This window comes from Solibacillus cecembensis (assembly GCF_050272495.1).
Lineage (GTDB): Bacteria > Bacillota > Bacilli > Bacillales_A > Planococcaceae > Solibacillus > Solibacillus cecembensis.
The window spans coordinates 241,067-254,771 of record NZ_JBNNMF010000002.1; the positions used below are offsets into that span (position 1 = coordinate 241,067).

General features: G+C 34.2%; 8 protein-coding genes and 1 pseudogene. 2 read left to right on the forward strand and 7 right to left on the reverse strand.

The window, feature by feature from the left end:
• Window positions 1-6: 6 nt before the first annotated feature.
• Together ACQKIH_RS02935 and ACQKIH_RS02940 are read right to left on the reverse strand one after the other, a co-directional pair.
• On the reverse strand, window positions 7-2,946 hold the full coding sequence (locus ACQKIH_RS02935; protein WP_427763351.1) for a helix-turn-helix domain-containing protein: 2,940 nt from the start codon (window positions 2,944-2,946) through the stop codon (window positions 7-9).
• Between the two features lie 2 nt (window positions 2,947-2,948).
• Window positions 2,949-4,163 carry a hypothetical protein gene (locus tag ACQKIH_RS02940; protein WP_427763353.1) on the reverse strand — a complete coding sequence of 405 codons (1,215 nt, stop codon included), beginning with the start codon at window positions 4,161-4,163 and terminating at the stop codon, window positions 2,949-2,951.
• 98 nt (window positions 4,164-4,261) lie between these two features.
• Here ACQKIH_RS02940 and ACQKIH_RS02945 point away from each other — a divergent pair.
• A pseudogene (locus ACQKIH_RS02945) lies at window positions 4,262-6,139 on the forward strand (DNA topoisomerase III); the annotation flags it as partial.
• Window positions 6,140-6,507: 368 nt separating this feature from the next.
• Window positions 6,508-6,708 carry a cold-shock protein gene (locus ACQKIH_RS02950; RefSeq protein ID WP_057987933.1) on the forward strand — a complete coding sequence of 67 codons (201 nt, stop codon included), beginning with the start codon at window positions 6,508-6,510 and terminating at the stop codon, window positions 6,706-6,708.
• Window positions 6,709-6,853: 145 nt separating this feature from the next.
• Here the strand turns inward: ACQKIH_RS02950 and ACQKIH_RS02955 are convergent, their stop codons facing one another.
• The 5 genes from ACQKIH_RS02955 to ACQKIH_RS02975 form a co-directional block, all read right to left on the reverse strand.
• The gene (locus ACQKIH_RS02955; RefSeq protein ID WP_427763354.1) at window positions 6,854-7,564 is read right to left on the reverse strand and encodes an ABC transporter permease; all 711 of its coding nucleotides are present in this window, start codon (window positions 7,562-7,564) and stop codon (window positions 6,854-6,856) included.
• Window positions 7,564-8,409, reverse strand: coding sequence for an ABC transporter ATP-binding protein (locus ACQKIH_RS02960; RefSeq protein ID WP_427763355.1), 846 nt, complete (start codon window positions 8,407-8,409; stop codon window positions 7,564-7,566). Before ACQKIH_RS02960 ends, ACQKIH_RS02955 begins: the two co-directional genes overlap by 1 nt.
• Before the next feature lie 147 nt (window positions 8,410-8,556).
• Window positions 8,557-9,492: a LytTR family transcriptional regulator DNA-binding domain-containing protein gene (locus ACQKIH_RS02965; protein ID WP_427763357.1), complete on the reverse strand. Its 936-nt coding sequence runs from the start codon at window positions 9,490-9,492 to the stop codon at window positions 8,557-8,559.
• A 113-nt stretch (window positions 9,493-9,605) separates the two neighbouring features.
• Window positions 9,606-10,772: an aminotransferase-like domain-containing protein gene (locus ACQKIH_RS02970; RefSeq protein WP_427763359.1), complete on the reverse strand. Its 1,167-nt coding sequence runs from the start codon at window positions 10,770-10,772 to the stop codon at window positions 9,606-9,608.
• Window positions 10,773-10,914: 142 nt separating this feature from the next.
• Complete coding sequence (locus tag ACQKIH_RS02975) at window positions 10,915-13,110, reverse strand: HelD family protein (protein ID WP_427763361.1); 2,196 nt, start codon at window positions 13,108-13,110, stop codon at window positions 10,915-10,917.
• Between the last annotated feature and the right edge of the window lie 595 nt (window positions 13,111-13,705).

The following is a 13,705-nucleotide window of genomic DNA, read 5'->3' on the forward strand; positions in this document are numbered from 1 at the left end:
CTAATTTCATTCAATTACAAGCTTATGTGCAATTTTTTCAAGCTTAAATGTAATTTGTTCTTTAGGTAGATAAGCGCTAGTGACATCTTCTCCATATGCTACTCGGACCTCTTTCCAAATAAAGAGGTAATGTTTTAAAAAATACGTATGTTTTTGAATCATAATTACATTATTAGATTCATGAATAAGATCCATTATTTTATTAAGTTCTTGTTTAAGCTCAATCAAAATTAAATACTGTGGAATAAAATATTCACACTTAAAACAGTTCTCTACTAATGGATATTCACAAGCAGGGTGTATTAAACATTGACCATATTCATTTTTTGAAGGTAGCTGGCCCTTAGCTAATTTAACGAGTATTTTCTTTATCTCGTCTTTAGAATATTTATTTAATCTTTCTATTACGCTGTTAGACTTTGAATATATTTCAGTTAATATTTTTGAATAATTATCGGTATCACTTTCTTTAATAAAGCTTTCGATATCTCCTGTTGATGTGTAATCTAAAAACATTTGAGCTATTTCCTCTGTTTCACCTGGAGAATACCCTTTTCTCAGTTCTTCAATAGCAATTGTTCGTTCCTCTAAGGTATGATTTACATTCTCGCCTTGTTGAGCAAATAAAATTAAATAGTTATATAACCATCCAAAGTACCCTCTACGAAATAAATTTATAGAAACACGATTAATATATCCATCTTTATTAGTTAATTGAATATAGATAGCTGTAGAGTTAGTATCAACATGAGACCTACTATTTTGCGTTAATGTTAATGCGAGGTCAGCATTCGCTGCATCTTCTTCCACGATACTAAAAAATAAATAAGTTGCCACACTCCTATTCATTGTTTGACTATGAAACTTAAATTCGCTTGGTAAAGCGGATTTATTGGAAAATTTCTTGTGAGTACTAAGACCACTAGTATGAGTATTTTTAAACATTGAATTGCTGACAAAACTATTGAGTAAGAACGTATCATTATTTTTTTGTCTATGCATCTCACTAATAACTAATGCATGAGCTAAAGGTATGACTAAATCTGGCGAAACTATAAAAGTTAACAATTCCTTATTTTTGCTTGCTCTTTTGTTTCTAAAATGAATATAGAGTTGATTAATAATCATATGTGATTCCTTTAATGTAAGTTCAGTAGAATTTAAATCTATTAAAGATTTAGCAGCCAAATCTTCAATGTTAATAATCGGTGTTTGAAGAATCAAATCTGCACCACGAATAAAGTCAGTAATTAACAGGAGTGTGTATGCCCACATATTCGCATAATTTTGATTTTCAATAGCTTCATTTTTATGCAAGTCTTTGTTTTTAACGTAAAGGTAAATCTCATTGAAGATGACAGGGGAATAAATCGTATCATTCTTATTTCTCTTAGATAAATCTATTACAATTTTTTCTTCATTTTCAATTCCCTTTACAGAGTAACAATAGTTGATAAATCTAGGTATTAACATTTTCCTTGTTTTTGATATGGATTTATTTAAAAGATTTTCTATCTCGTTAACTTCTAAAAGATAAATTTCATTTATGAGATTATCTTTGAGGTACATAAATAAATTTCTATATATCCCTTCTCTATCTCTAATATAAGAAGTTGTACCATTCATTTTATTAAACTGTATTCTAATAAATTCTTTATATAGATTCAAAGTCTCTTTATATTTAAAGTCATTTATGAAGTCATTAATGAATATAAGTAGTTCTCTTAAAGCAACGCTAGAATCATAAAGCTTATCTTGATTTTTACCTTCTAAATAGTTTTGTATGTCCTGATATGGGACTATCCAATTTCCCCTTAAATTTTTTACAGCATTAGGAAAGTATTTTTCTACTCGCTGTACTATAGCTGTAAGATTTTTATTAATTTTTGAAGCTGCTTCTTTTAAGGAAATATATTGTTCATAATATGTTCTTTGCTTTTCTAAGAACATATCAACATCCTCTTTTGGAATTTGAAATCTACCATTAACTTTTTTTATATTTTTGGAGAGTACTCCTTTTTTTATTAAATTAGTTACTGATACACCATGTATCCCTAATAACTTTGTAATTTCAAGACGCGTATAATAATCGTTTTTTGCAGTTGCTTCTAATTTCGCTTGATATTCAATAATGTCTATCATCGGGATTTCCCATAGATGTGTATTCTTCACAGCATTAGGGAAAGTTCCTCCTTTTTTACATAGGCTAGCCAGATGTTCAGGTTTTTCATTTAATATTTTGGCCGCTTCTTTTAAAGTCAAATATTCTTTATTCTTTGACTCATCTATAAAAGACTCTAGTTCATTTTTAGAAATTAACCATCTCCCCTTTACTTTTTTCGAATTTACTAAAGATCCTCTATCAATGAGTTTTCTAACAGTTACAGAAAATTTATAACCCAATATTTCTTGTGCTTCTTTTACCGTAAAATATTCTTCGTTATTTGATTCATCTAAAAAAGATTCTAGTTCATTTTTAAAAATTAACCATTTTCCTTTTACTTTTTTTGAATTTATTAAAGAACCGTTATCTATGAGTTTTATAACACTTTGAGAAGATTTATACCCCAATATTTGAGCCGCTTCTTTTAAAGTAAAATATTCCTTGTTACTTGACTGATCTAAAAAGGATTTCAATTCATCTTTAAAAACTAACCATTTTCCTTTTACCTTTTTTGAATTTATTAAAGAACCGTTATCTATGAGTTTTCTAACACTTGAATTAGATTTATAACCCAATTTTTTTTGTGCTTCCTTAAGAGTGAAATATTCTTTGTTATTTAACTCATCTAAAAAAGATTCTAGATTTTCTTTAGAAACTAACCATTTCCCCTTTACTTTTTTTGAATGTACTAATGATCCCTTACCTATGTGATAACTAACACTTTTATGAGATTTAAAACCTAATATTTTGGCCGCTTCTTTTAAGTTTAAATATTCATTCATATTTAATCCCCTCTTTCAACTAGGCTAGGTATATATACTTCATGAAGATTAGAGAACTTCTGTTGAATTTTTTCATGAATTCTAACAGATTGCTTCATATACGCTAAGGATGAATTAAGATCATTATCTCCACGAGGCTGAGCTATTTCATAAGGATTTTCAGCAAATTCGGCTAATAGGTTCGAAAATGTACCCCTTCCTATATGAGTTGACCATTTCATTTGATTTAAGTGCATTCCTAATATTTTTTGATCCATATCTGAACTATTAATTAAAAGTTCTATGAATGCTTTTTTTACTTTTTCAAAATACTGTCTGTAACTTCTCACAGACATAGCTTTTCCTGCAGCATTTACAAAGAGGGGGTTGGACTCATCTGAAGATTTATACAAAGCCAGATGGTCTTTTGTTAGTGAATTTGTCCAATTATCTAACTCAAAAATCATTTGAAACCGTTTCTTTTTAACGCTACTATTTTCTTTTAAGTCCGGACGCAGGTTTCTATTCATTAGTTTTAATGTCATGCCATGTTGAGATACTGATTTTAATAATTGATTTCTCGTTAAATTAACAACTTCACCAACCCTCACTCCTCCTAGAAATTGCATATATATTCCTAATGCTATTGGTTTAGCAACAGCAATAGCAACCTCAAAAAATAATGGAATATAGCTAGGTGGAAAAGCATGCTCAATATTTTTAGGAGTAGTTGCTGGATAAACAGGTGAAAAAGGTGACTCTAAAAGTTCACCGAATTTGCCTTGATTAACGTTAATCTTTGGTAACTGAGTATTAAAGTTTTCCGATAACCATTTATAAAAATAAGTCAGAGTTTGTTCGGCATTTTTTATGGTCTCTTTTTTTAATCCTTCTTCTGTACAAGAGTTTAAGTACATATTTCCATGATTTATTTTTATATCTAAAATGGAGTCAATTTTAAGGCCCTTATAATTCTTCATTAAATAGTTTAAAAATTTCACGATATTATTTGCATGCTTTTTTTGTGTATTAAACGCTTTATTCTGCCAAAAGCTCATTAAAAATTCAGTCATAGGATGTATTGAATGTATATTAAGTTTTGAATCCTTAATTCCTATCACACATATTTGTCTTTTTTCAATTTTTCCATCATTGTAAAATACGTAATCAATCCATATAGGTATGGAAATGAATTTAATATCTTCCTTCTTTAAAAATATTAAATTATCATTACCCAATAAAAATCCCTCCTTAATATCTGAATAATTAGATAATTAAAGATAGCATAAAACATCTATTATGTGCAAAATATTTATGTGCATTTCTATGGAGATATGCAGGTCGTGAAGGTGAACTCGTTGCACGTTGGATTATTGAAAAAGCCAATGTGAAAAAACCGATTAAACGTTTATGGATTTCATCTGTTACCGACAAAGCAATTAAAGATGGTTTCGCAAACTTGAAGCCAGGTAAAAACTACGAAAATCTATACGCTGCAGCCGTTGCGCGTTCAGAGGCAGACTGGTATATCGGCTTAAACGCTACCCGTGCATTGACAACACGCCACAATGCTCAGCTAAACTGTGGACGAGTTCAGACACCGACCGTCGCGATTATTGCGACACGTGAAGATGAAATTAAACATTTCAAAACACAAACTTATTACGGTATCGAAGCACAAACAACCGATCAATTAAAACTAACTTGGCAAGATTCGAAAGGCAATTCACGTAGTTTTGATAAAGAAAAAATCGATGCGGTCGTCAAAAATTTAGGCAATGGCAATGCAACGGTTATCGACATTGAAAAGAAACCGAAGAAAACATTCGCACCAGGTCTTTATGATTTAACCGAATTACAACGTGATGCCAATAAAATCTTTGGCTACTCTGCAAAAGAAACATTAAATTATATGCAAAAACTGTATGAGCAACATAAAGTTTTAACTTATCCTCGTACAGATTCACGTTTCATTTCATCCGACATTGTAGGCACATTATCTGAGCGCTTAAAAGCATGTGCGGTCGGTGAATATCGTACTTTGGCGAATAAAATTTTAACTAAACCAATCAAAACGTCTAAATCATTCGTTGATGACAGTAAAGTAAGTGATCACCATGCGATCATTCCGACTGAAGGCTATGTTAACTTTTCAGCAATGACGGATAAAGAACGTAAAATTTATGATTTAGTTGTGAAGCGCTTCTTAGCCGTGCTATTCCCTGCTTTTGAGTACGAGCAATTAACATTACGTGCAAAAATTGGTGATGAACAATTTGTTGCGAAAGGTAAAACAATTTTAGCAAGTGGTTGGAAAGAAGTGTATGCAAATCGCTTTGAGGATGAAGATTCAACCGATGATGTGAAGGAGCAATTATTGCCGCGCATTGATAAAGGCAATACGTTAAACGTCAAATTAATCGCGCAAACTTCAGGTCAAACGAAGCCACCTGCGCGCTTTAACGAAGCAACATTACTTTCGGCAATGGAAAATCCAACGAAATATATGGAAACGCAAAATAAGCAGCTCGCTGATACATTAAAATCAACTGGTGGTCTTGGCACAGTTGCGACTCGTGCAGATATTATTGATAAATTATTCAATTCCTTCTTAATTGAAAAACGTGGGAAAGATATTCATATTACATCAAAAGGTCGTCAGCTACTCGACCTTGTACCAGATACATTAAAATCACCTACAACAACTGCAGAATGGGAAATGAAGCTGGAGCAAATTGCCACTGGTAAGCTGAAAAAAGAAGCATTCATTAACGAAATGAAGCAGCATACAAAAACGATTGTTGCCGAGATCAAATCAAGCGACAAAAAATATAAACATGATAATATCTCTACAAAATCTTGTCCTGATTGCGGTAAACCAATGCTCGAAGTGAACGGCAAAAAAGGCAAAATGCTCGTTTGCCAGGATCGTGAATGCGGTCACCGTAAAAATGTAGCACGCGTTACAAACGCACGTTGCCCACAATGTAAGAAAAAGTTAGAGCTGCATGGTGAAGGGGATGGCCAAATTTTCGTATGTAAATGTGGTCATCGCGAGAAACTATCTGCATTCGAAGCCCGTCGTAAAAAAGAAGGCGGCGGTAAAGTAGATAAGCGTGCTGTTCAGAACTTTATGAAGCAGCAGAACAAAGAAGAAGAACCGATTAATAATGCATTTGCAGACCTGCTAAAAGGGTTTAAAGTAGACAAGTAAAATGAATGAACTAAAGGAAATCTATCCTTTAGTTCATTTTTATTCCACTTCCATTTTAAAGTATTATTAGCAATTACGAGCATAAATGCGTTTGTTTTTCAAAATTATACCACACAAACTTCTCCTCTACTCACCGTAAAATGACGAGGGATTTTATTATTGATGGAAAACCCAATTGTCACAGTATTTCCAATTACTTTATCACTACTCTTATATGAAATAACAAAAAATCCCACATCACACCCTTAATTTATACTAGACAGTTGGATAATGTTGTTATACAATAAGGGTAATTAAATTGCTTAGCATGTGAATTTTTCAATGCACTAACAGTTTGATAATTTTAATTTTTTTGGAGGTTTTCTCTCATGCAACAAGGTACAGTAAAATGGTTTAACTCAGAAAAAGGTTTCGGTTTCATCGAAGTTGAAGGCGGCAATGACGTATTCGTACACTTCTCAGCTATCCAAGGCGACGGTTTCAAATCTTTAGACGAAGGTCAAAAAGTTGAATTCGAAGTTGAAGACGGCAACCGTGGTCCTCAAGCTACTAACGTTACAAAACTTTAATTTTCACTAATTAATAGTTCATATAGTTAGTTGCAAAAAAGGCATTCCATCCTTGGAGTGCCTTTTTGTTATGTCATACGCATACAAATAACAAAACATCCGCTCAATGGCTAATACCATTTGAGCTGATGTTTTTTCATCTTAATTATTCATCTTTCGTGCGTTTTTTAAAGAGCACAACTGAAATAAGTATCGCAACTACTGACCAAATAGACATGACAGCAATCGGTGTTAACAAACTCATTGTAGACGCTTGTTTATTTATTTCTTCTGCTAATAATATAAGCTGGCTACCCGGTAACCATTGGACAATTTTATAAACAATATGCGTTTCCCCTAACACAATTGCAAGAGGAGCAAAAGAGAAAATAATCATGACTGGCAAAATTGCGAGCGACGCTTCCATCACCGATTTCGTAAATAATCCGCAAATGATTCCCATTGCGATATAAAAAACTGTCGATACGACTAACCCCATTACAAGTACTGGAATGTTTTCTGGTGTATAGCCTACTAAAAACATTGAGACAGCTAAAAGAACTGCCGTTATGACAAAAACTAATACACTTTTACCAAGTAAAATATCTGTTATAGAAGCCGGAGACATCATTAAGCTACGTAACGTATTGCGCTCTTTTTCTTCTGCAATTAAACAAGCTTGAATATAAGCTGTTACCATTGAAAACGTCATATTAATAGGTAGGAAATATGTTTGGATCGAATTACTTCCACTTTTCCCATAAACGATTGCAAGGAAAATGGGGATTAGTACGACAAATGAAACGGCATAATTTCGTGAAAACTCCTTATAATCCTTCATAAAAATAGCCTGAATTCGTCTAATTGAAATATTCATTATAAATCACTCCCTGTTAATTGTACGAAAATGTCGCCTAGTGATGGTTCGTTCGTGTTAATTCGCTCTACTTGCTGCGTGCTCATCCAGTTGAATAATTTCTGTGCATCTTCCTGGCCATTAAGCAAAACATGTTTCTCCCCATCTGTTAATTCGACCGTGAAAGAATGATCACTATATTTCTTTTTCAACATCGCTGGATCGCCTATTTCTCGGATTTCACCTTTATGCAAGAAAGCGACTCTATCACATAACATTTCCGCTTCCGACATATCATGCGTTGTTAAGAAAATTGTCGTACCTAGTTCATTAAGCTTTCGCAACCCTTTATAAATATGCTGTGTATTTACTGGGTCTAATGCGGATGTTGGTTCATCTAAAAACAATAATTTTGGCTTATGCATAATAGTACGCGCTAATATTACACGCTGCGTCATCCCTTTAGATAAGTTATTCACTTTTTTCTTACGTTCATTTTGTAAATTAACAAATTGCAGTGCTTCATCCATTGCGCTATTTGGCAGGCCATATAAGTTACAATATAGTAATAAATTTTCTTCTATAGATAAGCGACCATATAATCCGCTGTTATCTGTAAGGATACCAATCTTCTGTTTATTTTCCATTTGATTCATGTTCGCCGCATTTTGTTGAAATACGGAAGCTTTCCCAGATGAATGTGTAAGCTGTGCTGTTAAAATTTTAATCGTTGTTGTTTTCCCCGATCCACTTGGACCAAGAAAGCCGAATATTTCCCCTTTCTCTACAGTAAAGGAAACATCCTTTAACGCTTCTTCCTTCCCAAACTTCATTTGCAAATTTTGCACATCAATAATTTTCGACATGTGCATGCCCTCCTTCAATTCAGTTGTTACCTTAAATTTAAAGGAGTTTTATAGAAGCTGCATTATATTTGGGATGAATGGTTGTGCTTTCGTGTTGTATGGCGTTATTTCCTGATGAATGGTACCGAATATTCCCCAGGAAATAGATTAAATTCCGACAATCTCCTTTAATTCTGCAAGTTTATTTCTTGAAAGTGGCACTTCCGCTTTCGTAAAGCCTTGCAAAGATAGGCTATAACTATTGCGTGTCCACGAAATAATTTCCCTTACCTTTTGTAAATTGACGATATAGGAGCGATGGCATCTAAAAAATCCAAATGGTTTTAAGCGATTTTCTAGATCATTTAATGTTAATGTGCACGGAAAAGCCTCTCCTCCCACATAAACAAACACATCCCCTTCTATACTTTCAATGTAATCAATTTCTGGTGGATTAAAAAGGATGATTTTTTCATCTTTCTTCGTTGGAATCTTTTCAATTTTTAATTGAATCGTATCCACTGGTATCTGCTCATCTCGTTCTTCCTCCATATGTATAGGATGTAAGCCTTGTTCATTCAACCTAAAAATTTCGCCACCCGAAATAATCAAATCCTCTAAGTTATTCGATAACAAAATAATTTGTTTTTTTTGATTTTGAAGTAATGATAGCAAATGCAAAATAATTTTACGTTCCGCTTGTTGCAAATTTTGAAAAGGTTCAACAAAGGCAATGCATTGTTTCCGCTGTAAAAAGGGTTGAATAAAGCTCAATAAACGCTTTTCACTCGAAGTTAACTCGCCTACTTTGTTTTTTAATTGCTGCTGAAGCCCAAATTCTTTCCAAAGCTGCTCTGCCTTCATATTTGCCTCATAAAGCATTGTGTAGTAACGAAATGTTTCCTCCACTGTCAGTCGATTGTATTGCCCGTCATCTTGCGTATGTACATAAACATTTTGTTCTTTTAACAATTGCTGCTTTAAATAATTTAACTTTGTCACGTCGCTATAAATAGCCGTTATTTTATTTTCGATTTTTAAATGCACCGCTGGAATTAGCAGTTCCCCAGCTTCTGTATATGGTTTGAGTGAAATATTTATCAATTGGGATTCTCCTTTTTCATGGAAATTCTGATAAAAATAGTATACTACAAAAAAATAGCAATTAAAAAAGCAAGTTTACCTCCTTCAAATGGAAATAAACTTGCTTTTATATTCTACAAAATCTTCCCTAATCGTTTAATTCCCTCTTCAATCACTTCTGGTGTTGCATTTGTATAATTCAACCGCATTGTATTCACACCCGTTTTATTTGTATAAAAAGGATCACCCGGAACAAATGCAACTTTCACATCCATTGCTTCCTGAAATTTTTCAAGAGCCGATGCGCCATTTTCCATCGTTACCCATATAAACATACCACCCTCTGGTTTTGTGTACGTTACATATGGCGGGAAGTATTTTTCCATAGCGGCAAGCATTGCATCCGATTGTTCTTTATAAAGTGTGATTATCTTTTCTACATGCTTTTCATATGCATTATTCGCTAAATAATCATGCAAAATGTATTGTGCAAAAATATTTGTATGCAGGTCGGATGCTTGTTTCGCCGTTTCGATATGACCTAATAACTCGTGATTTTTCGTTAAAATATAGCCTAAGCGCATACCTGGTGTCACAGTTTTTGAAAATGAACCAAGCAAGACGCTATTTTTCATTTTCCCCGCCGCAATATATGGTAGATGCTCCCCTGTGAAACGCAATTCACCGTATGGATCATCCTCGATAAAAATGACATCCTCATCCTTTACCGCGCCATATACTTCTTCCCGACGTTCTTTTGTATACGTTAAACCGGTTGGATTTTGGAAGTTTGGTACAGTATATACCATTTTCACATTTGGCTTTTTTAATGCTTCCTTTAGTTCCTCAACATTCATGCCCTCTTGCTCTAACTTCACCGCGTGGAATGTTGGTTCACGCAATGTAAATGCTTGAATCGCGCCCAAATAACCCGGTTCCTCAATAATAACGCCATCGCCCTTATTTAATAATACTTTCGAAATTAGCTCTAATGCCTGTTGAGAGCCCGTTGTAATAAAAACATCTTTAGGTTTAAAATCTAGTCCTGGCTGCTTTTGATTATATTTATTCGCAATATACTGTCGCAAAGGTAAATAGCCTTGCGTCGTTGAATATTGAAATAACTTCGCCCCATTTTCATCAATCGCATGTGCAACAGATGTCTTTAATTGCTCGATTGGAAATGAAATAGGATTTGGTAAGCCACCCGCAAAGGAAATGACATCTTTCGCATCGGTCACCTTTAAAATGTTTCGAATGAATGATGATGGCGTGTTTAAAATACTATCCGAATATTGCATACGTTTAACGCTTCCTCTTTTTTGTAATTTTCAAAATTTTATCACTTTCTGGAATTCGTTACAAGTACGTTTTAAAAATAAAGTAAACTCGGGCAATAATGAGTAAATTAATCAACAATCCTATCTACCCATAAGAATTCGCCTAAATCGTTTGTACTTCTTTGCAATAATGCTGTGGCGCAATTTGTGTGAGTGCTTTTGGTAATTGTCCGCGCGTTAAGAGGAATAGCTTTCTCGTTGCACGTGAAGCGATTGTATATAGAAGAAAGGCATCCATTTCTTCCGCGTATACATTTGCATCGGCATCCGCTAACACAACCGTTGTAAATTCAAAGCCCTTCGCCATATAGCCCGGCATAATAAGGATTCCCTTCATATACACTTTTTGTTTTTCCGTCACGAGCTGCAAATCGGGTACAAGTGGCTTTACCTCTTCATATAATCGTTCGCAAGCGGCTTTATTTTTGCACAAAATAACAAAGCTATCCTCTTCCTTATACTGCGCCACTACCAATTGCTGGATTGCTTTAGCAGATTGCTGTGTTTCAATAATTTGTGGCTTATCTCCCGAGACACCGAGGGAAAGCGTCGTTGTATTTTGTAAAATTGCACTCATAAAATCGGTAATTTCATTTGTAGAACGATACGATTTATTGAGTTCCACTACTTTAAAGTGCTTTGAAATGGGTCCATCTAATGAATCTTTCATTTGCGGATGGACGATTTGATTGCGATCGCCAAGTAAAGTGTAATGCGCTTTTGGATGCATTACTTTTAATGTAAGTAGCTGTAAATAAGAATAATCTTGAATTTCATCAATCACGATATGTTTAATGATGTTATTCGCATAAAGTCCTTTCACAACCGATTGTAAATACATGACCGGTGCTAAATCTTCATAATAAAGCACGTGATGTTTCAACTTTTGTGCTGTACGGGCCTGGATCTCCTGTGTGAATAAATTGTCGTTCGTATACGTGATGGATTGCAAATACATTTTATGAATATTCACAAATCCAAGCTGCTCAATTGTCTGTTCGAGCCTGCCAAAACGTTTATTTAATTCATTATTCGCCTGCTGTTCAAGTTCTTTATCTGATCCAATATATGCGTTAACTGCCCGTAATTCCTTCATGCGCAGTTTCAGTTCCTTATGCTTTCGTTCATGTAACTTCGCCTGTAGCACTGTACGAATTTTTTTCAACCGGAAATCTAAATCAAGTTCGCCAAACTTCTCATAAAAAAGTTGCGATAGCTTGCGGGCTGAAATAAATACTTCCTCACCCATCTTCAAATTATAAAACGGGATCCCCGCATTTTTAACACTTTCAATATAACTAAGCAACTGCTTCGTATAGCTATGCGAACCTTTAAAGGCGTAATGCTCGCGTGCGTCTGCATCTGCCTTTTGCAAGCGTTCAATGTTCTCATAATTCGTTTCACATTTATATTGCGTCAATTTTAAATCACGGAGCAAACGAAAATAGGTCGTATGCTGCACGTTTTCCTCACCTAATTCTGGCAGGACATTCGATATATAATCATTGAATAAATCCGACGGCGAGATGAGTAAAATACTGCGCGCATTCATCGTTTGGCGATATTCATAAAGTAAAAATGCGATTCGCTGCATAGCTACCGACGTTTTCCCACTACCTGGAGGACCAAGTACAATTAAATTATCCTTATTAGACGAACGAATAACGGCATTTTGATCGCTTTGAATCGTGGCAACAATCGATTTCATTTTTTCCTTTGCGGTATCCGAAAGCAAACCTTGTAACACTTCATCTCCAATATAAATATCCGCGTCAAATAATTGAATCAATTGGTCGTATGTTACTTTGTATTGGCGTCTTCCTTCTATTGTAACGTCAATATATTCGCCATCAGGTATTTGATAACGAGAGGGTCCTACTTTATTTTCATAAAATAAACTTGAAATCGGAGCGCGCCAGTCAAAAATAAGCATGTCATCCGATACCGGCTCACGAAATGTTGATAGCCCGATATATAAATGTTCCTGCTCGCCTAATTCATTTTTTATCGAAATTCGTCCAAAGTAAGGACTTTTATATAAAATTTTAGATTTTGCTAATTGCTCATTCACATTTAAGTATTCTCTTTCGCGGAGCTGCATCGTTTGCAACATTTGCGAAAATTGAATCGCATTCTCCCCTGAAACATCATTAAATTCAGATGAAGCAAATGTACGCTCTTCGACAATTTCACCTTTTTGTTTTTTCAGTTGGACTGTTAATGCCGCTATATGCATTTTAAGGAGTTCACTAATTGTTGATAAATGTGTCTGCTCCTGCTGCCAAATATTCTGTTCCATTTTTTTGGCCCCCTTAACTTTTAAAAATGTCTAATTTAACTTGCTTCGGTTGAGGTTCGAACCCCAACCGAAGCAAGTTAAGCCTCTGGCAGATGTCATGGAATCGGAAGCGAATCCTTTGTGCAACCACAAAGCCGATTCCAGACACAATTATGCCGAGGCATAATTGATTTTATACGAAATCTAATGCTACCTCAAAATGTTCTGCGGTTCAATCAACAGCTGCACATAAATTTATTCATATCCTTTGGTTCAATTACAATATATAGGAGCTTTTACCCTTACATATTATTTCCAAATATATTTTTCAATGCACGTCCCATGTAGTTTAGACACATTTTCTTCATATTTTTTCAATTTATTTGAAAGGCAAATTTTTATGTTAATTTGATTCATTACTCCTATTTTTTTGAAGTGTCTTTTTATTTTTAATTTATGTGGTGTACTGAATAAAATCACCTTTTTTTCTTGAGAACATTATAATATCAAGGTATTTTTACCCTCCATTTTACACGGTAATTTCACACCAGCCTAAATCCCCGATAAACTTACATTAAAATACAGACTTTTTTTATTAATCACTACAATTCCACTC